This is a genomic window from Acidimicrobiales bacterium, assembly GCA_036378675.1.
Taxonomy (GTDB): domain Bacteria; phylum Actinomycetota; class Acidimicrobiia; order Acidimicrobiales; family Palsa-688; genus DASUWA01.
Genome location: DASUWA010000002.1, coordinates 1 through 19152 on the forward strand (window position 1 = coordinate 1; position 19152 = coordinate 19152).

A 19152-nucleotide genomic window follows, 5' to 3' on the forward strand; every position below is an offset into this window, starting at 1 on the left:
CAGCGGCACAGGTGGGCCAGGAGGGCGGTCTCCACCTCGCCCGGGCTGGAGGTGGCGGGGTCGAGCCCGGCCAACCGGCACAGGATGCCGGGGGTGCAGAAGCCGCATTGCGAAGCCCCGTGCCGGGTGAACGCGGTGACCAGCCGGTGGCGTACCTCAGAGTCCAGACCCTCAGCCGTGACCACCTGGCGGCCGGCGACGCGGCGCACCGCGGTGACGCAAGCGACCCGCGGTCGGCCGTCCACCAGAACCGTGCAGCATCCGCACTGGCCCTGCGGGCTGCACCCGTCCTTCACCGACGGGACGCGCAACTCCTCGCGCAGCGCGTCCAGAAGAGATGCCCCCTCGCGGTCCACCCGCACCGGGTGGCCGTCGAGGGAGAACTCGACCGCCAGTTGTCTAGCTGAAAGAGTTGCCGCAGCCGCAGGTGCGGCTGGCGTTGGGGTTGTTGATGCTGAAGCCGGCGCCCTGCAGACCGTCCTTGAAGTCAAGGGTGGCCCCTTGCAGGAGGCTGGCGCTGGCCGGGTCAACGACCACCCGCACCGCGCCGAACGTCGCCGTCACATCGTCGCCGGCGATGTCACTGTCGAAGAACATCTCGTAGCTGAATCCAGAGCAACCGCCGGGGCGAACGGCAACCCGAAGCGCCAGCTCAGGATTGCCCTCTTGCTCGAGCAGCTCGGCGACCTTCGAGGTCGCAGTGTCGGTGAGGATGATCACCTCGGTGGGGGTTGCTTCGGTCTGCGTGGTGCTCACCGGTCCTCCTGGAAAACGGAAACGTCGTCGCACGGCCCGCGTCCGCGCGCCATCGTGAACATGCTACCCCGCATCTCGGGTTCCATGAGGCCCAGCGCCACACTTCCGGACACTTCGGGCCACGCGAGCCGCCGGACTCCATCCCGGGTAGCGGAGATACCGCCTTTAGACTGGGCGTCGTGCTCGATGAGCAGGCGGTACGTGCCGCGATGCGTGCAGTGATCGACCCGGAGCTGGGAGACGACCTGGTCGATCTCGGCATGTACCAAGGGGCGGAGATCGGTGCGGACGGGACCGTTACGGTGCAGGTCGCACTGACGACGGCAGGCTGCCCCCTGCGCGCCCAGATCCAGAGGGACGTCGATCAGCGGGTCAGCAGCCTCCCCGGGGTGACCAAGGTGAAGGTGGTCACCACCGAGATGACGGCAGCGGACAAGAAGAAGCTGATGGCTCGCGCTCGCCAGCGCGCCCAGGAGAACCCTCCCGCCACAGAGATACCGCGCCGCACTCGGGTGCTCGCCGTGTCGTCGGGCAAGGGCGGCGTTGGGAAGTCGTCCGTGACGGTCAACCTCGCCGCAGGGCTCGCGTCGCGCGGCTTCACGGTCGGTTTGCTCGACGCCGACATCGCGGGCTTTTCGGTGCCGAGGATGCTGGGCGTTGAAGGGCGCCTCCAGGCGGTGAAGGGCGATGAGAGTGATCGACCCCGGATCGAGCCGATGATCAAGAAGGTCGGCGAGGGCCTGATCAAGGTCGTTTCGATGGGTTTTCTGTCGCCGGAGGACGAGGCGATCATGTGGCGCGGCCTGATGCTGAACCGCGGGTTACAGCACTTTCTCGAGGACGTCACATGGGGCGACCTCGATTACCTGCTCGTCGACATGCCACCAGGCACCGGTGACATCCAGATGGGCCTTGCCCGGATGCTGCCCCGCGCCGAGATGCTGATCGTCACCACGCCGGCGCTGGCCGCTCAGAAGGTCGCGGTCCGAGCCGCGGACATGGCCCGAAAGGGATATCTGCGGGTCGCCGGCGTGATCGAGAACATGAGCGGCTTCACCTGCGGTCACGGTGAGCGCTACGAGCTGTTCGGGTCGGGCGGGGGCGAACGTTTGGCGCATGAGATCGGCGTCCCGCTGCTGGCCCGGATCCCGCTGGAGCCGTCCGTTTCGGTAGGAGGCGACCGGGGCGAGCCGGCTGCTCTGGGGGAAGGCGAAGGTGCGAGGTCTTTTTCAGAGCTTGTCGACGCGGTCACCGAGGTGGCACCTGTCATCGAGATGAAGGACTGCACCGCCCAGATGCTCGACAGGGTCGAAGCGGCAGTGGCGGCCGAGCACCCCCCTGCCTAGCCGGGGCCCGCTTCTCACGGCCGGGCGTGGGTTGGGGATCCCGGTGCGCTTTACGTACCTCGAACCTGGGCGGGCACGGCGAGCACGAAGCGGGTCTCGTGGTCGTGCTCGTACCAGACCCGTCCGCCCATCGCCTCGGCGAGTCCGCGCACCAGCGAGAGCCCCATGCCGCCCTGCCGGCTTCGCTCCTGCTGCAAGCGGGTGGTGGTAGGCCGTCCCGAGAACAGCCCGGACACGAAGTCGTCGGGAACGCCGGGGCCCTTGTCGGCGACGATCACCCGGACTTCGTCGCCGGTGACGGCAGAACGGATCGAGACGGGTGGTGTGCCGTGGAGCAGCGCGTTTTCGACCAGGTTGGCGATGATTTGCTCGAGGCGTCGAGGATCTACGAGAGCCGTCAGTCCGGCGGGGACGTCGATGGTCACCGAACGGGTTCTCGCCGGCGTGTCGAAGTCCACGGATTCCGGCAGGCTGACGGTCGCAAGTGCCGTGTCGACGATCGGGCGGACTTCGACCGGGCGTGGATACAGGCGCAGCCGGCTGGCCTGCAGTTGGCTTATGTCCGACAGATCGTCTGCGAGCCGTGAAACCCGCTCGACCTGAGTCCTTATCGACCGACCGACGCTCGCGACGTGAACGGCGCTCAGCTCCGTGCCATGGGACTCGAGGGTGGCACCGAGACCGACGATCGTGGCAAGCGGACCCCTCAAATCGTTGCGGAGCAACGCGGCGAACTCTGCGCGGTCTGCTTCGAACTCTGCCTCGACGGTCTCGTCGCGAACGATGCCCTGGTAGCCGGCGAGCTCGCCGTGTTCGTAGCGGGCGCTCGGCTGTATGGATACGAGCCTGCGTACACCATCTGCCCGGAGGATCGTTGTGGTCATGACCGGATCGTGCGGGCCGACGGACAAAAGTTCGCCCAGATTCTCCCGTGGCTCGGCTGGGCGGAGAACGTCGGTGAGCCTGGCGCCGACAAGGCCGCTCAGCCGCCGTCCGACAATTACGGCGAACGCCGCATTGGCGTAGCCGATCCGGCCGTCGAGGTCCGCCTCGTAGACGCCGTCAGAAGCACGCTCGACAACGTGGCGGTAACGGGAGAGCGCCTCCTCCTCCCTGCCGAGGGTCGCCTCCCAGTATCCCTGCGCGAGAGCGTCGGTAAGCCGGTCCATCGCCGGCAGGATCCTCGTGAGGACGAGCGATAGGGCGAGCCCGGCGTGCCGTCCCTCTGATTCCGAAAGCTCGATGGCGGTCTGGACGACGAGATCACGGGATATCCGAAGGATGACCAGCAGCTGCGGGAGCGGCGACCCGGACCTGGCAGCCTCCGCCCCGACCGAGCGAAGGTCCTCGAACAGTGCGGCATCGACCTCCGAGCCCTGGCTGGTTACGGCGAGCAAGGCCTCGAAGCGCCCCTTCGCCTGCTCGATGAAAGCGGTCTGCTCGCGAAGCGTCCACCGGTCCGCTTCGGGGAACACCGTGGCGAATATCTGATAGGCCCGGCGGGCCATCTCCCCGGTCCGCCCGTCGAGGGCATCGAGCAGCTCTTGAGGGTCCAACTCCACCGGGATCGCGTCGGTGCGATCCCCGTCCCTGCCTTGGGCCCGCGTCGGCGGCCGGTTTCCTAGAGCGTGGGTGAGGATTTCGATGCCGGCGCCGTTGTCGGCATTCCGGGCTAGGAACGCTTTGAGGTCAGAAAGAGGAAATTCGGGACCGGCGTCTCCGACTCCGGTGGGCACGAGATAGCCGCTGCCCACTAGCGCCTCCACAGCCACCGGAGGGAGGTGCAGCATCTCGGCCGCGGCGTCTAGTGCGAGGACGTTCGGTTGGCGTTGGTCAGACATCGGAGATCACGGGCCGGATATCCCCCTTTTGCTTTTTATTTTCGCCGCCCTCGTGGTTTCGCCTTTCCTGTTGTGCCGATTCGGGATAGGTCTCGATAACCTCGCGAAACTTGTCGATACACCACCTGGTGACATCGGGACAAACTAAAGGGGAAATGGACGGAGCCGACGCAACCGGAGGCCCAGCCAGACACATAGTCCCTCTGCCCGGGGGTGACAGCCTCACATCTCTCCCCGGACGGGACGAAGCGGTCGCGCGCCTGCGGGAGGCTGAGCTCTCCGGCGGTGACGCCGAGATCGCGGTCCTCTACATAGATGTCGATTACTTCAAGCGGGTGAACGACAGAGTGGGTCACGGTGGGGGTGACGCGGTCTTGCTGGCTGTGGCTGATCGATTGCGTGCCGCCGTACGACCGGGTGACGTGGTGTCTAGGTTTGGCGGCGACGAGTTCGTGGTCGTGGCGAGCGGCCTCGCCGATGCGCAGGCGGCAGCCATTATCGCCGAACGAATCCGCTCGGGGGTCGGCGAGCCGGTGCGAATTGATGGCCGCCGTCTATCGGTCACCGTAAGCATCGGCGTGGCGGTCGGCCCCGGATCTTTTGGCCGGGCACTCCTCGAGCAGGCAGACACTGCTTTGTACCGGGCGAAGGAATCCGGCCGGGACCGGGTCGAGATGTTCCAGGCCGGCGACCGCCTGCGCGGAAGCCGTCAAGTCCGCCCCGAAACGGTTCTGGCCGCAACCCTCGACCGGGGCGGGCTTCGGGTCGCCTACGAACCGATCATCGACCTCACCACCGGGTCGGTGGCCGCGATGCGGGTGTCGTTGCTCAACCTTGCCGGGAAGGACGCTGAGGACAGCGGCGTCGATGACATCGGCTTCGACGAAGAAGACGCCCACGAACACCCTGAAGCCCTGCTGCGGTTGGCTGAGGAGTCAGGGCTGATCGTTTCCCTGGGCGCGGGCGTTCTCGACGCGGCCTGCACGGAGGCCAGCACCTGGCCGCGAGGCGAGGACGGCTGGCCGGCAGTGAACCTGGTGTGGCCGATGACGGCGAGACAGCTCGAGGAACCCCGCTCGGTCGATCAGGTCCTCGGAATTCTCGATGGCCGAGGGCTGGCTCCTGGTTGGCTGGCCGTCGAGTTGGCCGAGGAGAGCCTGACCCTGGCAGGACCGATCACCCGTCGGACGGTAGCCAGGCTGAAAGAGGGGGGCGTGCGAATCATGATCGGCGGGTTCGGCGAGATGACCGGCAGCATCGCTCTGCTGCGGGAGTTCCCGATCGACACGCTCGTCATCGGTCCCGCTTTTCTCGAGGGCCTCGGGTCGGACTCGACAAGGATCAAGCTGGTCAACGCCGTGCTCGCCTTCGGCCGCCTTCTCGACATCGACGTCGCCGTTCGGGGAGTCACGACCGAGACCGAGGTGACCCTCCTCAAGGCCCTCGGTTGTCGCTGGGCAAGCGGCCCTCACTTCGGAGCCCCATCGCCCGACGCGACGATGCTCCGGCGGGTCAACTGATCCGGACCGTTCAGTTCCGGCTACATCAATTCCGGGTGGCCAGCCGGATACCAGATGGAATCGATATCCGACGGTTCGTCGGAGCGCGCCCGGCCATCGGATAAAAGCTTGCGAAGGTGGGCCCACACCGAATACCGGGCGACAGGATGCAACGCCGCGGGGACATCGACGTAGATGCGCTCCACGAGTTCGCTAACCGAAACTCCCATCGCTTCGCCCGCACCGTCGCCAAGGCCGGCGAGCACCTGCGCCTCGCGTACGAGCCGATGTCGCAGGTACTGGTCGAGAACCGCGCCGGCGTCCTCGATGGTGTCGCCGTGCCCAGGGGCGATGCGCCGGGGCGCCAGTCGGCGCACCTTCTCGAGGGACTCCAGGTAGTCGGACATGTCACCGTCGGGAGGGGCGATCACCACCGTCGATCCGGACATCACGTGATCACCCGTGAAAAGCAACCCGGTTCCTGCCAGCGCGAAGCAGAGATGGTTGGAGGCGTGACCCGGGGTGTAGACGGCGTCAACGCGCAGCTCGCCGGTGTCGAGGCTGTTGCCGTCGCGCATCCTCCTGTCGGGGACGAAAGCCAAATCGTGGGCGTCCAGGCCGTGTGTCTCGCCGGCCCTCAGAACGGGTGCCGGCCCGAAGGCCACGACTTCAGCTCCGGTCTCCTCTTTCAGTTTGCTCGCGAGGGGAGAGTGGTCGATGTGGGTGTGGGTGACGAGTATCCAGCGGATGCGATCGCCGCCCGCTTCTAGCAGGGCATGCAGGTGGTCGTTGTCGTCGGGCCCCGGATCGATCAACGCGACCCGCTCAGCGCCGAGCAGGTATGTGTTCGTTCCCGGGCCGGTCATCAGGCCGGGGTTGGGAGCGATGATCCGGTTGACTCCGGGCGCGACCTCCACGGTCCGTCCGGGCGACAGGTGCTCCGGCCATGCCGGACCGCTGGTTGACTGCTCGCTCGAAGCCACGATTGGCGACGCTAGTGACCTAAGCCTTTTTGGGCCTACACCTGCCGGGGAATGCCGGCGAGTACCGTTTCTATGATGGCGAGGCCCGCGGATAGTTCCCCCGAAGGCGGTCGCGCCTCGGCGGGTACCAGCGGCCCGAGCCGCGGGGCACAGGGTCGCGGTTCGCACGCCGGTGAGGCGAGCCGCGCGGCGGCCAAAGGCGATGGAGAGGGACCGGCGAGGGACGCCGGCGAGAAAAAACGCCCTCCTTGGGCCGTCGGAACCTCGGCGCGGGCACGGTTGGCCGCAGCAGCCGGCGCCGCGGGCGCCGGCGATGCCGCCGGGGCGGGACACGTCAGCTCCTTCCGGCGACGGATCCTTCCGCGAAGCCTTCTCGGTGTGGCGTCGCTGATACTTGCCTTCGCCATCGGCGCCGGTTTCAGCGGCGTCGTCCTGTACTCCTACTACCAGTACAAGCTGAACCAGACCGACCAACGGGTCAACGGGCTCATCAACGGGTACAAGAACCAATTCGCAAACGCCGAAGCAAACCTGAACGCCGCGGTGGCTGCGGCCAAGGCGAACATCGCCGCTCAGCTCAAGACCGTTCAGGAGCAGCAGGCCAGCCCCTCGGTGCTCGCGGCGCTCGTGAAACAGGTCGCGCCGTCTCTTTTCTTCGTCCACACACTCGACGCGAACGGGCAGGCGTCGGTGGGGTCGGCGTTCGTTATCTCGTCCAACTCGTCGCAGTCGCTGCTGATCACGTCCTACACCACGGTCCAGGCGGCAACGCACTCTCCGGGTCCGCCGGTCTACGTGAAGCAGGGCAGGGGCGGCGACGTTCCGGTTGCCGTCCGGGCATGGGATCAGCAGTACGACCTCGCGCTACTGGTCCTCCCCCGTGGCGGCCTCCCCAAATTGGTCCCCGCGCCGACCGACCCCGGCCCGGTGCCGGGTGACCACCTGTTCGCCGTATCGGGGCTAGCATCCGCCGGCGCCAAAGTGATCCAGGGCACGATCGACGACGTATCCGCCGATGGGTTGCAGGTCGACGTCGCAATCGGATCCGACTTCCAAGGCGGACCGCTGGTGACCCAGAACGGTCAGCTCGTAGCGGTCTCGTCGCGGTCTTACTCCCCTCTCGGTTTCACGACCGACGGGGCGTGGTTCGTGCCGTACGTCGGGGCCGCCTGCAACAAGGTGCTGTCCTGCCCCGGCGGGAGCCTCGTCGGCGGTCATTAGCCAGTTGGCTCCAGGCCCAAGGCGAGGTACCCTGATTCGGGGAGGAGATGATGGGTGTAGCCGAGATAGTCGGATTCGCCGTCTGTTGGCTGGTGGTGGCGTCTCTGATGCTCTGGGGAGTTTTCACCGAACGGCGCCGCGGCGGCATCCCGTTGCTCGACGGTTCGGAGATGCACCCGAGCCGGCTCGGACGCCCAGCGCCCTCTGACTGGATCGTCGTCGAAACAGCTGAGGGCGGCACTCCCGAGGTGGCCGAGCACGCACGGTTCCTCGCCACTGCGTGGCTGGCATCGCGGGGGGTCGACATCGACACGCTGCCTCCGGCTGATCTACGTACCGAGGTCACCAGCACCGGTGACGGCGTTGCGACGACTCGGATCCTGGTGCGGGCCGCGGCCGTCAGCTCAGGCCGGCGAAGCCGCAAGCTCTAACTGACACGTCTGAGACGAGGTCCAACAACGGTTAGCCGTTGCCGCCGACCGGCCCGCCAAACGGCGTATTCGGCGGCCCGGCCCCGGATGGAACGGTGGTCGTCGACTCCCCGGGAACCGTGGTGGTCGTCGTCGCCGGCGGCGGCGCCACCGGTGTGGGGGCAGGCACCCGGTACGGACCGCCCGGGGGGGTGGGTTCGACGGACCCGGGCGCGCCCGGCTCGATCACCGCGGTCGTCGGCGGAGCGTGCTGCTGAAGCTCAGGCGCCGCCACCGGCGGAGTAATGGGCGCGGGCTGGGTAAACGGAGTCGGCGGCACTTTGGCGAGCGCCGCCCCCATGAAGTTCCGCCAGGTGATGGCGGGCCACGTGCCGCCGTACACCGGGTAAACGCCTTTCACCTGACCCATCGGCTTCGCCTGGCTGTCCGCGTTGCCCATCCACACCGCCGCCGAAAGCGTCGGGGTGAACCCCACGAACCAGGCGTTCGTGTAGCTGCTGGTGGTACCCGTCTTGCCCGCAGCCGGACGCCCGAGCTGCGCGGCAGTGCCCGTGCCGCCGGTGATGACGCCCTGCAAAACGTTGGTGACGTTGTCGGCCACGTTCGCGGGCAGGGCCGCCGTCGTCGACGGCAGAGGGTTGATGCTGTTCAGCAAGACCTTGCCCTGCGCATCGACGATCTCCAGTACCGGTGTGGGCTCGGCCCTTTGCCCGTGGTCGGCGAACACGCCGTACGCGGAAGCCATCTCGAGGGGCGAGACGTCGACCTCACCAAGTGCGTAGGTCGGGCAGTAGTAGAAAGGCGGTGTCGAGTAGTAAGCCGAGTCGATCCCGAGCTTTTTCGCGGTGGTGGCGACGTTGGGGCATCCGACTTGTGGAGCTACTTGCGCGTAAACCGTGTTGGTCGAGGCCGCGGTCGCCTCGGCCAGCGTCTCGGCACCTATCACGCTTCCGGGTTCGTCGTTGTGCACCTGGCACGTTGACGCCTGCTGCCCGGGCAGAACCCTGCAGCCGGGTATCTGGTAGACGCCGGGTGCGGAGTAACCCGCGGTCGGAGGTATGCCCTGCTGGAAGGCGGTGGCCAGTACGAACGGTTTCCACGACGAACCGGGCTGCCTGCCGGGGGTCCCTCCAGAGATCGACTTCCCGGACCAGCAGGTAGCTGCCACCGCGACGTTGGCGGTCTTCGGCGGCGGGCCGTCGCAACCGCCGATTGCGAGGTTGTCCTGGGCGTACGGCCCCTGACCCCCAAAGTCGCGGCCGCCGACGATCGCGGTGACAAACCCGGTTGACGGCTCGACGGCAGCCAGCGCCATCTCAAGCGGGTCCTTGGTTCCTGCGAGGGTCTGGTGGACCGCGGCAAGGGCAGCGTTCTGGACCGTCGGGTCAAGGGTGGTCTGCACCCTGAGCCCCCCGGCGTACACCTCCTGAGCAGGAAAACGCTGAAGGAGCCACCTGGTCACGTAGTCCACGAAGTCGGGAAAGATGCTGATGCCGGCCTGATACGGATACAGCACGGTCATGCCGGCGGGCGCCTGACCGGCGGATGCGATCACCAACTTCTGCGCCAGGGCCGACTGGTACTGCGTCGTATTGAGATAGCCCTGCTGGAACATCTTCTTCAGAACAAGCTCTCGGTAGTACTCGGCCGACGCCAGGTTCTCGCGTGGCGCCCGGGCACTGGGCGCCGGTATCAGTCCCGCGAGCGCGGCCGCCTGGGACACGTTCAGCTGGCTGACCGGTATGTGGAAGTAGTTCTGTGCCGCGGCCCCGATTCCGTAGTTGCCGTCGCCGAAATAGACGAGCGTGAGGTAGCGGTAGAGGATCTCGTCCTTGCTCGCTTGACGCGCCAGCTGGCTGGCAAGGATCGCCTCGCGGACTTTGCGGACGACGGTCCGCTGCTGATTGGTGTAGGCGAGCTTGACGTACTGCTGCGTGATGGTCGACCCACCCTGAACCGGGGAGCGGTTACGAAGATCCGCCCACAGCGCTCGGATTAAGCCACGCAGATCCACGCCGCCGTGGTGGTAGTAGTTGCGGTCCTCGTCTGCGATCACCGCTTCCTTCATAACCTGCGGGATCTCCGACTCGGTCACCGGGATGTTCGTGTCGAACTGCTTGAGGGTGGCGATTTGGTTCCCGAAGCGGTCGTAGATGATCGTCGGCATGATCGTCGGCCGGCTCTTCGGTATCGGGATCGTCGCAGGAAGCGGCAGGAAGATCAGGCCGGCGAGCACGGTGATCCCGAACGCGGCGGGAGCCCCGACCACCGTCACCGTGGCTAGAAACATCGAGCTGAAGATCCGCTTGACGATCCGCCAGAACAGAGCCATTACTCACCCAAGCTTCGCACAGCGCGACGGCTCTCCCTTAGTCACCTACCTCGACTACGACATCGCCGGCCTCGTCCCGGGCGGGGTACGTGCGAAGCCCCGGCCGCCTCCCGAACACGGTCAACAGCTCCCCTGTTCGCAGGTCATATCGCCAACCGTGCCAGGGGCAGGTGACGCACCCACCCGATACGTGGCCGTCGTCGAGAGGGTTGCCGACGTGCCGGCATTCGTTGTCCACGGCGACGACCCTGTCGCCGAGGTCGAAGACGGCCAGGTTCCGGTCCCCGACGCGCACGGGCCACCCCCGGCCGGCAGGTATATCCGCCCGCCGGCACACCACGACCCGGCTCACGGGAAAACGAGTCTGAACTTGAGCCGGATGTCAGCCGGCACGGGCCTGCCCGCCGTAGCGGGAAGCCGCCCTCGCCGCCGAGGCGGCGTCAATCGACTTGGCCATCACCTTGCCGAACGCGTCTGGGTTGGCCAGCAACCACGAATGCCGGCCGGGCACGATCTCGCCGGCGCAGCCCGCCGCATCGCACATCGCGTCGAAGCTGGCGCGTGGGATGATCACGTCTCCCTCGCCCCAAAGAACCAGGACCGGAAGGTGCCGTTCGGCGAGTTCCTGAAGTTCTTGGGTGACGTTCGCGCTGCGAGCCACCTCGGCAACCTGCCACACCCCTATCGGGTTGCCCACGAAGTTCGGCACGGCGTCTTCGAGGACCGCCGAGACTGTCGCCACCGCAGACCTGCTGAACAGGATGTCCCTCGGAAAATTCACCGCCCAGTCCCAGAGGGGGCGCTCGGCCATCGAACGCTCCTTGCCTCCGGCCGTCCTCCACGTCGCGCCGCCGACCGAATCGATCAACACCAGGTACCCGACGCGTGCTGGGAAGTCATGGGCCAGCTTTGTCGCAACCGCCCCCCCGAAGCTGTGGCCGACGGCGAGGACCGGCTCATCGACTCCCATCGCGTCGAGGAAACCCTCCGCCCAGCCGGCGTAGCCGCCTAGGTCGCACCGGCCGCGCAGCTTCGCCGTCCCGCCGAACCCCGGCAGCGCCGGCGCGTACACCCGGCAGCCCTGCTGCACGAGACGCTTCAGCGCCCGCTTGTACGAGTGGCTTCCAAGCCCCCACCCGTGAAGAAAAAGGACCGGGAGCCCATCGCTCTCCTCACCCGCGACCCCGTAGTTAACCCGCCGTCCATTTACGGCGATCGAATGCCACGCCAGGTGGTCAGTTGGATGCGGGCCGGACATTACGGGAAGGTTATAGCTGTGTTACGGGGGATCACAGGGATGGTGTCGGCAACGTTAATGGCGAAGCGAAGAGGATCCTTGGGCTCCTGGTCTCAGCGCGGCAGGAGCGATCGCCGCTCCAGTTCGTTGAGACCTCCCCAGATTCCGTGAGGTTCCCTGATACGCAGCGCGTACTCCAAACACGGTCGCTTGACCGGGCAGGTCGCGCAGATTGCCTTGGCCTTGCTCTCCCGGGCCTCCTTGTCGTCCTTGCGCTCGAAATGGGAGGGGGGGAAGAACAGGGCGGTGTGCGGCCCGCGGCATGCCGCCTTGGCCTGCCAAAGATCTTCAAGGTGCTGGACGCTCACTCGGTTCCCCCCTTGGTCCTGGCGAGAAACGTACTCCGGGCGGTAACGCTGGACAAGGGGCAATGTGACCGGCGTCTCGGCACGCGACCAGCGGTTTCGCGTAACCTGACCGCCTTGCGGCTCGGCGCTGGGAAGTGAGAGTTGGGTTCCACCGGGTTCCGCCCGCCCGCGAGGGTGACCATTGTCGCCGGCAAGGGAGGCGTCGGCAAAACGACGGTGAGCGCGGCGCTGGCCTATGTCGCCGCTCGGGCCGGACTCACCACGCTCGTTGTCGAGGTGGAGGGGAAAAGCGGCCTGCCGGTGCTATTCGGCAGGGAGGACCCGCTCGGCTACCAGGAGACGGTCCTGCTCGGACTCGGAGAGATCGGAGCAGGATCGGCTGAGCTCCGGGCCAGGACACTCACGCCGGACGACGCCCTGGTTGAGTACTTGGAAAGTCACGGCATGCGCAGGGTCTCCCGCCGGCTGACCTCGTCCGGGGCGCTCGACGTCGTGGCGACGGCTGTGCCGGGCATAAAAGACATCCTGGTACTCGGAAAGGTCAAGCAGCTCGAGGCGCTCAGCGCCAGCGGGTCACCGGGCGCCCCCGACTTCATCGTCGTCGACGCCCCCGCGGCAGGCCACGCGGTCACCTTCCTTGCCAGCGCTTACGGGCTGCTCGATGCCGCTGCAGTGGGTCCGATCCGCGCTCAGGCGACCGAGGTGATCGGCCTGCTGGGCGATCCGCAACGCTGTCAGGTGATGCTCGTGACGATCCCGGAGGAGACCCCGGTCAACGAGGCGGTTGACACCGCGTTCCATCTCGAGGACCGTGCAGGCGTCCAGCTCGCCCCGATCGTCGTCAATGGGCTGTGGTCCCACCTTGATCTGCGGCAGCCGATGGGCCAGGACAGCATCGACCCAGCGGACGTCGAGCGGGTCGCCAAGGCTGCCGAGTTCCGCAGCGATCGCCAGCGGCTCCAGGAGGAGCAGGTCGCCCGCTTGGCGCAGATGCTGCCGCTTCCCCAGATTCGTCTCCCCTTCTTGTTCTCTACAGAACTGGGCCCGGAAGACGTCAGGATCCTGGCGGACTCCTTCGAGCCACAGTTCGCCTCGCTGCAGGAGAGCTCATGACAACTCTCGAGGAGCTGATCATGAAGCGGAGGGTGCTCATCTGCGCGGGACCCGGCGGAGTTGGGAAGACGACCGTGGCGGCCTCTGTGGCACTCGAAGCCGCCAGGTTGGGGAGACGGGCGTGCGTTGTCACGATCGACCCGGCGAAACGGCTCGCCGATGCTCTCGGCCTCGAGGAGCTCACCAACGAGGCTCGCCCGGTTGGCGGCGTACCGGCAGGAGACGGCGAGTCGGGTGGCGGGTTGTGGGCTCTGATGTTGGATACGAAGACGACCTTCGATGAGGTTGTGCTCCGCAACGCCGGCTCGCCCGAGCAGGCCCAGGCCATCCTTGACAACAAGCTCTACCGCAACATCTCGGGAGCGCTCGGCGGGACTCAGGAATACATGGCCATGGAGAAGCTCTATGAGCTCAACCAGTCGGACCGATTCGACCTCGTCGTGGTGGACACGCCCCCGACGAGGCACGCACTGGACTTCCTCGACGCACCAGCGCGGCTGTTGCGTTTTCTGAACAACAGGATCTTTCGGCTGTTGATGATGCCGACGAGGGCGGGGCTGAAAGCAGTTGGTGTTGCTACTCAGCTGTTCCTGCGAACCGTGTCGAGGGTCGTCGGCGGCGCGATCGTCAAGGACGCGGTGGCTTTCTTCGAAGCCTTCGAAGGCATGGAGCAGGGCTTTCGTGACCGGGCGGGAAAGGTCGAAGAGCTGCTGAGCGACGAAGGAACGTCGTTCGTCGTTGTCTCCTCTCCGCGTCGTGACGCGGTCGCCGAAGCCGTCTTCTTCGCCGACCGGCTGAGTGTGTCATCCGGAAGGGTCGGGGCGCTGATCGTGAACCGGATGTTTCCGGCGTTCGGTCCAGTCCCAGCCGGTCTCGACGGCGACCTCGCCACGAACATGGCGCAGCTGTACGGGGTCGCCAGCAGCGAGGAGCGATACGTTTCCGAACTCTCCGAACGGCTTCCGGGCGTCCCGGTCGTCCGGGTTCCGTTCCTGTCCGAGGATGTGCACGACCTCGACGGGCTGTCAGAGGTCGGTGCGTGGATGCTCGGAGAGCACCGCTAGCGAACCGTCACTCCTCGACGGCCATGTCCTCGCCGTCACTCCTCGACGGCCATGTCCTTCGCTAAGGCAGCGGCGGCTTCCTCGACCGTCTCGGCGACGGTCACGATGCGGTCGAAACCGGTCGTGCGGAGCAGCCTCACGAGGGTCGGCCGGTTGCACGCAACAGCGACGTCACCTCCGAGCTCCCTGGTCCGCCGTATCGCTCCGATGAGCGCGCCCAAACCGGCCGAGTCAACGAAGGGAATACCGGACATATCGATCACAAGCCTGCGCCCGGTGGCCATCTCGGCGAGAGATTGGCGGAACTGGCTAACCGTGAAAGCGTCGAGTTCCCCCACGGGACGGCAGACGGTAAACCCCTCCGGAGTTTCGTCTTGGTAAATGGTTAGCAAGAGTCCTCCTGGTCCCGCCCTGGAGCGGCATCCACAGGATGGTACCCACGTCCGAACGGGCGCTACCCTCAGCCGGTGTCCGAGATTGTAGTAGCAACCGACTCGCTGAGCGTTTTCGATCAGATCAATTCCGTGATCGGAGGCCCGGGTACGACCGTTCGCTGGATCCGTTCGGGACTCGAGGTTAGGGACGAACTCAACGCCCGCCCGGCGGACCTGGCGATCGTGGACATGCAGATCGGCACGATGGGAGGCGTGGCGGTCGCCCTTGACGTGCGTCTAGAGGCAGACGCCGGGCGCCTTGACCGTTGCCCCGTCCTCCTCGTACTCGACCGGCGTGCGGACGTCTTCCTTGCACGTCGGAGCGGCGCAGAGGGATGGATCCTCAAGCCGCTCGACCCGATCCGGATGCGCCGGGCGGTATCAGCCCTTCTTGCCGGCGGTACCTGGCACGATGCGAGCTTCGCGCCAGATCCCGTGGCGGTGCCCGTCAAGTAAACTCCGTTCTCTTCCGGGAAGTAGCGCAGCTTGGTTAGCGCGCAGCGTTCGGGACGCTGAGGCCGCGGGTTCAAATCCCGCCTTCCCGACCAGGTCAACAGCTTCCGACCGCTACTCGGTGTCGACCCGCTCCACCAGGTGCCGAGCGAGGGAGGAGTTGCCGATGACGTCGAGTGAGTCGATCGGAATGCGGTTGTAGAGCCCGAGCAGAAGGTCCGACGCCGTCCCCCTCACCGCGACATCGCCTTTCGCATGAGCTCGGTCGACGGTGCCATGCCGCTCGATGAACCACTCCCCTTCGATGTCGGTGCAATGCAGGTGCACCGTGCCGGAAAGCGGCTTGGACTCGTTCACACCCCAAGGAAGGGAAAAAGTCAGGAACTCGTCGATGGCATCGGAAGCCGCTTCGGGATCGATCGGGGCCGGCTCACGGTCGGAAGCCGCCGACTGGATGTCCCAGCGGTGCACCGAGGCCTCCTGCACCTGGTGACGGCGAACAAACCCAACGTTGTGTGCCGACTCGTCCTGAGCCCAGGTCCAGATCTGAACATCGTCGGGGGTCGATTCGAGAGACTGAATGAGGTGATCGAGCTGTGATCGCCCCCAAGCGACCACATCCGGGTACTTCGCAGGTCTAATCGGCTTTTGAGCCTCGACCTCCTGAGGGCTCTGCGAACGGAGTTCGATGTCGCTTGCCCAGAACCATTGCACCTCGCCGAGGTGCCACACCAGTTCGGCGATCGTCCAGTCCGGGCAGCACGGGACGCCGCGCGACGGGTCGGCGCCGTCGGCCGTGGCGTAGAAGAGCTCGCCCTCCCGACGGATGTGGCTGAGAGCATCCATAGGCCCAGGTATAGCCGCACCTCACGCCTAACGGGACATGACATATCCGCCGAGAAAACTCCCTCGGTGCCCGCGATGAATTCTCGGTCCATGGTCCGTCTTAGGGGTGATGCAACCGGACTTGCTGGAGCGCCGGCGGGTAGCATCCCGCGACGTGGCTCAAGGCGCTCTCGAGGCGCCGGCGGACTTGGAGCCGTTCCGGCGCGAACTGACTGGTTACTGCTACCGCATGCTCGGCTCCGGGTTCGAGGCCGAGGATGCCGTTCAGGAGACGATGCTGCGCGCCTGGCGGCACGGCGACAGGTTCGAAGGCCGCTCGAGCGTCCGTTCGTGGCTCTACCGGATCGCGACCAACGTGTGCATCGACATGAGCCGCCAGGTGCAACGACGCGCGCGCCCGATGGAGATGGGCCCCTCATCACCACCCGACGACTCGCTCCTCGGCGACATGCTTTCCGAGGCCACGTGGGTCACCCCCATCCCCGACGGGCGGGTCGCCCCCGATAGCGGCGACCCGGCGGAAGTAGCCCTGCACAGGGAATCGATCCGTCTCGCGTTCATCACGGCTCTGCAGCACCTTCCCGCACGGCAGCGTGCGGTTCTGATATTCCGTGAGGTTCTCCGGTGGGAGGCGTCGGAGGTGGCCGAGCTTCTCGACACTTCCACCGCCGCGGTCAACAGCGCGCTGCAACGAGCCCGGGCCACGCTCGAGACCCTGCCCGCGAGTGACAACTCCGCACCGCTCGACCAGGACGACGAAGAGTTGATGCAGCGCTACGTCGAGGCGTTCGAAAACTACGACATCGAGTCGCTGGTAAAGCTCCTCCACGAGGACGCGATCCAGTCGATGCCGCCTTGGGCTCTGTGGATCCAGGGGGCCGAGAACATAGGCACCTGGATGGTGCAGCCCGGGCCCAGCGGCTGCCGCGGCTCCCGCCTGATCCGGACGTCCGCCAACGGGTGCCCGGCCTTCGCGCAGTACAGGCGCGATCCCGAGGGCGGGTACACACCTTGGGCCATCCAGATTCTCGAGATCTCAAACGGGAAGATCGCAGAAATGAGCTTCTTCCTGTCCTTCCTGGACCCCAAGCGCCTGTTTCCCTCCTTCGGCCTACCGCTCCACCTCGACGGGTAGCCCGGCGAGCTCGATCAGTTCGCGCAGCTCCGGGTTGGCATTCCCGATCCTCAGGCTCGCCCCGGCGCGCCGCGCGATCACGGACCATCGAGCGATCAGGTCCACCGCCTCGAGATTCGGATTCGATTCGCCTGCCAGGGCCCAGCCGGCCAGGACTTCACCCTCGTTGTCTACGAGCGTGACGCGGCACCACTGGCGACAATCTGCCATCAGGGGTAGGACGGCGGTAACACCGCGAAATCATCTGGGCACGCCGGTCACGCCGAGTAGCCCGTTGAAAAGCGAGAGGACGACCCTTGCGGATCGTCCCCTCACCAGTCCACGGTGATTTAGCCGAGCGCTATCCGGCCCAGTGGATGCCCTTCCGGAGCAGGACGCTGTCGACGGTCGCCTTGGTAAGCGGGCGGTGTGTCTCCGTCGACGCCGCCGATAGATCGATCAGCGGGAATGGGAACGACGCAGCGCCGACGATCGGGGCGTTCAAGTGCCGAGCACCGAGAGATCCTCCGTAAACGGCGTCCCCGTAGTTGAAGATCCCACCATCAGACGCCACCAGCCAGTAACCACCACCATCAGGCGTGGCAGCCATACCAACAATCGGCTTGTTCAACGGCGAACCACCATGCGACCCGAGATAGGCGGCGTCCCCGTAATTGAAGATCCCACCATCAGACGCCACCAGCCAGTAACCACCACCATCAGGCGTGGCAGCCATACCAACAATCGGCCTGTTCAACGGCGAACCACCATGCGACCCGAAGAAGCGGGCAACGCCGAAGTTGAACACGCCCCCGTCCGAACCCGCCATCCAGTACCCCGGCGGGATGATCCACGTGGTGTTGAGGAAGTTCGAAACCACTGTCGACGGGATATCCGTTGCATGCATCACCGTGGTATTGGCGCCGAACGAGGTGACCGTCAGAGTTGCGACGCCTTGCGCGTTGGTGACCTGCGTGAACGCGTCACCGACATTGGCCGCGCCGGCGCCGACGGACACGACCTGTCCGTCGAGCCCGACAACGAGATAGCTGGAGCTATTCGATCCCGGCGCGAGACCCACCATAGGGGTGTTGTGATCGGACACGTTCGTGCCCCCGGTCGCTGAGCCGGGGGTGGCGACGATCGTGGTGTTGTCGGACAGCAGGCCCCACATCCCATCTCCTGCCGTAGTCGCTGCCACTGCGACCAGCGAATTGTTTCCGACTGCGCTCGTGAAATCTCCAGCGGGAGCTCCCGCCCCGAAGTGCTGGCAGCTCCCATCCGCTGCGCACACCGTGACCGCAGTGTGGGTCGGATTGGTGGCCATGCCGATCACCGGAGCAGTTGAAGCGTTAAACGGACCGACCGACGCCGCGGTTCCGAACTGCTTGATCGTTCCGTCAGAAAGAAGGATCCAGTAGGAATGGGCGTCTGGCCCACCAGCTATAGCGACGGCGAAGGAGTTCGCCGCCGAAGCATCGCCGCTGGAGACCGCATCACCCTCGGGAGTGATCGTCCCATCAAGATGGAGAAGCCAGTATCCAAGTCCGTCAACCGTGGGGGCGATAGCGATAGTCAGCGTTCCACGCGGTGGGCCAAAGTCAGGAGCGTGACCCTCCGGTAGGACCGTCCCGTCGATGCCGGCGAGCCAGTAACCGCCACCTGCACCCCCGTAGTTGGCGATGCCGACGTAAGCCTCGTTGGGAAGCAGTCCGCCACTCGGGCTGAACTTGACGTGGTCTCCAGCGACGGGCGTGCCGTTGCTAGTCACCGTCGCGGTGAAGACGTCGTTCGACCCAACGAAGGGCCTCGCGTTGGATTGCGACAACGACACCGAGTTAGCGGTGATAGCGGATGCCGTTCCGACTCCGGTTACCAGAGTTCCGCCAAAGCACAAGGCCGCCACCACAGCAACCGCGGCCGAGCGTCGCCAAAATCCCGCGGCGGCACGACGTGGGCCCATGAGTGAGTTCACTGCTGCCCCTTTCTCCCTCTCCTCGACAGGCGCCCCACTGGCATCCGGTCGGGCGAGACACTAGCGCGCACCACGAAGAGCACAAGGGCTATCTGGACTCATTTCGGATTCAGACAGATCGTGACATCTCCGAATGACC

20 protein-coding genes and 1 tRNA gene are annotated in these 19152 nt (G+C 66.1%); 9 read left to right on the plus strand and 12 right to left on the minus strand.

What is annotated here, in order from left to right; translation table 11 throughout:
- Positions 1–356, minus strand: a 356-nt coding sequence (locus VFZ97_00520) for a 2Fe-2S iron-sulfur cluster-binding protein (GenBank protein HEX6391894.1), incomplete at its 3' end; no start/stop codon positions are given.
- Positions 357–399: 43 nt separating this feature from the next.
- A complete protein-coding gene (gene erpA / locus VFZ97_00525) occupies positions 400–756 on the minus strand; it encodes an iron-sulfur cluster insertion protein ErpA (protein HEX6391895.1) in 357 nt (118 codons plus the stop codon).
- 179 nt (positions 757–935) lie between these two features.
- Here erpA and VFZ97_00530 point away from each other — a divergent pair, with 179 nt between their 5' ends.
- On the plus strand, positions 936–2102 hold the full coding sequence (locus VFZ97_00530) for an Mrp/NBP35 family ATP-binding protein (GenBank protein ID HEX6391896.1): 1167 nt from the start codon (positions 936–938) through the stop codon (positions 2100–2102).
- A 50-nt stretch (positions 2103–2152) separates the two neighbouring features.
- Here the strand turns inward: VFZ97_00530 and VFZ97_00535 are convergent, their stop codons facing one another.
- On the minus strand, positions 2153–3943 hold the full coding sequence (locus VFZ97_00535; protein HEX6391897.1) for an ATP-binding protein: 1791 nt from the start codon (positions 3941–3943) through the stop codon (positions 2153–2155).
- 155 nt (positions 3944–4098) lie between these two features.
- On the opposite strand from VFZ97_00535, the gene VFZ97_00540 reads away from it, so the two are divergent.
- Positions 4099–5463: a diguanylate cyclase gene (locus VFZ97_00540; protein HEX6391898.1), complete on the plus strand. Its 1365-nt coding sequence runs from the start codon at positions 4099–4101 to the stop codon at positions 5461–5463.
- 20 nt (positions 5464–5483) lie between these two features.
- Here VFZ97_00540 and VFZ97_00545 read toward each other — a convergent pair whose 3' ends face one another.
- A complete protein-coding gene (locus tag VFZ97_00545) occupies positions 5484–6425 on the minus strand; it encodes an MBL fold metallo-hydrolase (protein ID HEX6391899.1) in 942 nt (313 codons plus the stop codon).
- A 75-nt stretch (positions 6426–6500) separates the two neighbouring features.
- On the opposite strand from VFZ97_00545, the gene VFZ97_00550 reads away from it, so the two are divergent.
- Positions 6501–7646, plus strand: coding sequence for a serine protease (locus VFZ97_00550; protein HEX6391900.1), 1146 nt, complete (start codon positions 6501–6503; stop codon positions 7644–7646).
- A 50-nt stretch (positions 7647–7696) separates the two neighbouring features.
- Positions 7697–8077, plus strand: coding sequence for a hypothetical protein (locus VFZ97_00555; GenBank protein HEX6391901.1), 381 nt, complete (start codon positions 7697–7699; stop codon positions 8075–8077).
- A 31-nt stretch (positions 8078–8108) separates the two neighbouring features.
- Here the strand turns inward: VFZ97_00555 and VFZ97_00560 are convergent, their stop codons facing one another.
- From VFZ97_00560 to VFZ97_00575, 4 genes are all read right to left on the minus strand, one after another.
- Positions 8109–10409: a transglycosylase domain-containing protein gene (locus VFZ97_00560; GenBank protein ID HEX6391902.1), complete on the minus strand. Its 2301-nt coding sequence runs from the start codon at positions 10407–10409 to the stop codon at positions 8109–8111.
- A gap of 37 nt (positions 10410–10446) precedes the next feature.
- Positions 10447–10761: a Rieske (2Fe-2S) protein gene (locus tag VFZ97_00565; GenBank protein ID HEX6391903.1), complete on the minus strand. Its 315-nt coding sequence runs from the start codon at positions 10759–10761 to the stop codon at positions 10447–10449.
- A gap of 30 nt (positions 10762–10791) precedes the next feature.
- Positions 10792–11667, minus strand: coding sequence for an alpha/beta fold hydrolase (locus VFZ97_00570; GenBank protein ID HEX6391904.1), 876 nt, complete (start codon positions 11665–11667; stop codon positions 10792–10794).
- A 92-nt stretch (positions 11668–11759) separates the two neighbouring features.
- Complete coding sequence (locus VFZ97_00575) at positions 11760–12014, minus strand: WhiB family transcriptional regulator (protein ID HEX6391905.1); 255 nt, start codon at positions 12012–12014, stop codon at positions 11760–11762.
- 141 nt (positions 12015–12155) lie between these two features.
- Between VFZ97_00575 and VFZ97_00580 the strand changes: the two genes are divergently transcribed.
- Together VFZ97_00580 and VFZ97_00585 are read left to right on the plus strand one after the other, a co-directional pair.
- A complete protein-coding gene (locus VFZ97_00580; GenBank protein ID HEX6391906.1) occupies positions 12156–13127 on the plus strand; it encodes an ArsA-related P-loop ATPase in 972 nt (323 codons plus the stop codon).
- A complete protein-coding gene (locus VFZ97_00585; protein ID HEX6391907.1) occupies positions 13124–14191 on the plus strand; it encodes an ArsA family ATPase in 1068 nt (355 codons plus the stop codon). Before VFZ97_00580 ends, VFZ97_00585 begins: the two co-directional genes overlap by 4 nt.
- A 35-nt stretch (positions 14192–14226) precedes the next feature.
- Here the strand turns inward: VFZ97_00585 and VFZ97_00590 are convergent, their stop codons facing one another.
- Positions 14227–14583, minus strand: a complete 357-nt coding sequence (locus tag VFZ97_00590) for an STAS domain-containing protein (GenBank protein HEX6391908.1) — start codon at positions 14581–14583, stop codon at positions 14227–14229.
- Positions 14584–14658: 75 nt separating this feature from the next.
- Between VFZ97_00590 and VFZ97_00595 the strand changes: the two genes are divergently transcribed.
- A complete protein-coding gene (locus tag VFZ97_00595; GenBank protein ID HEX6391909.1) occupies positions 14659–15081 on the plus strand; it encodes a response regulator in 423 nt (140 codons plus the stop codon).
- 14 nt (positions 15082–15095) lie between these two features.
- Positions 15096–15173: transfer RNA gene (locus VFZ97_00600), tRNA-Pro, on the plus strand.
- Between the two features lie 19 nt (positions 15174–15192).
- Here VFZ97_00600 and VFZ97_00605 read toward each other — a convergent pair.
- Positions 15193–15924: a maleylpyruvate isomerase N-terminal domain-containing protein gene (locus tag VFZ97_00605; protein HEX6391910.1), complete on the minus strand. Its 732-nt coding sequence runs from the start codon at positions 15922–15924 to the stop codon at positions 15193–15195.
- A gap of 154 nt (positions 15925–16078) precedes the next feature.
- Here VFZ97_00605 and VFZ97_00610 point away from each other — a divergent pair, with 154 nt between their 5' ends.
- Complete coding sequence (locus VFZ97_00610) at positions 16079–17059, plus strand: sigma-70 family RNA polymerase sigma factor (protein HEX6391911.1); 981 nt, start codon at positions 16079–16081, stop codon at positions 17057–17059.
- Here the strand turns inward: VFZ97_00610 and VFZ97_00615 are convergent.
- Both VFZ97_00615 and VFZ97_00620 read right to left on the minus strand, forming a co-directional pair.
- The gene (locus VFZ97_00615) at positions 17036–17269 is read right to left on the minus strand and encodes a hypothetical protein (GenBank protein HEX6391912.1); all 234 of its coding nucleotides are present in this window, start codon (positions 17267–17269) and stop codon (positions 17036–17038) included. The two genes, VFZ97_00610 and VFZ97_00615, sit on opposite strands and share 24 nt — an antisense overlap.
- A 130-nt stretch (positions 17270–17399) precedes the next feature.
- The gene (locus VFZ97_00620; GenBank protein HEX6391913.1) at positions 17400–19013 is read right to left on the minus strand and encodes a hypothetical protein; all 1614 of its coding nucleotides are present in this window, start codon (positions 19011–19013) and stop codon (positions 17400–17402) included.
- Between the last annotated feature and the right edge of the window lie 139 nt (positions 19014–19152).

Coding starts and splice junctions, on each gene's coding strand:
- VFZ97_00535 (HEX6391897.1), bottom strand. CDS start 3,943: ATGTCTGACCAACGCCAACCGAACGTCCTCGCACTAGACGCCGCGGCC.
- VFZ97_00540 (HEX6391898.1), top strand. CDS start 4,099: ATGGACGGAGCCGACGCAACCGGAGGCCCAGCCAGACACATAGTCCCT.
- VFZ97_00550 (HEX6391900.1), top strand. CDS start 6,501: ATGGCGAGGCCCGCGGATAGTTCCCCCGAAGGCGGTCGCGCCTCGGCG.
- VFZ97_00555 (HEX6391901.1), top strand. CDS start 7,697: ATGGGTGTAGCCGAGATAGTCGGATTCGCCGTCTGTTGGCTGGTGGTG.
- VFZ97_00560 (HEX6391902.1), bottom strand. CDS start 10,409: ATGGCTCTGTTCTGGCGGATCGTCAAGCGGATCTTCAGCTCGATGTTT.
- VFZ97_00570 (HEX6391904.1), bottom strand. CDS start 11,667: ATGTCCGGCCCGCATCCAACTGACCACCTGGCGTGGCATTCGATCGCC.
- VFZ97_00585 (HEX6391907.1), top strand. CDS start 13,124: ATGACAACTCTCGAGGAGCTGATCATGAAGCGGAGGGTGCTCATCTGC.
- VFZ97_00605 (HEX6391910.1), bottom strand. CDS start 15,924: ATGGATGCTCTCAGCCACATCCGTCGGGAGGGCGAGCTCTTCTACGCC.
- VFZ97_00615 (HEX6391912.1), bottom strand. CDS start 17,269: ATGGCAGATTGTCGCCAGTGGTGCCGCGTCACGCTCGTAGACAACGAG.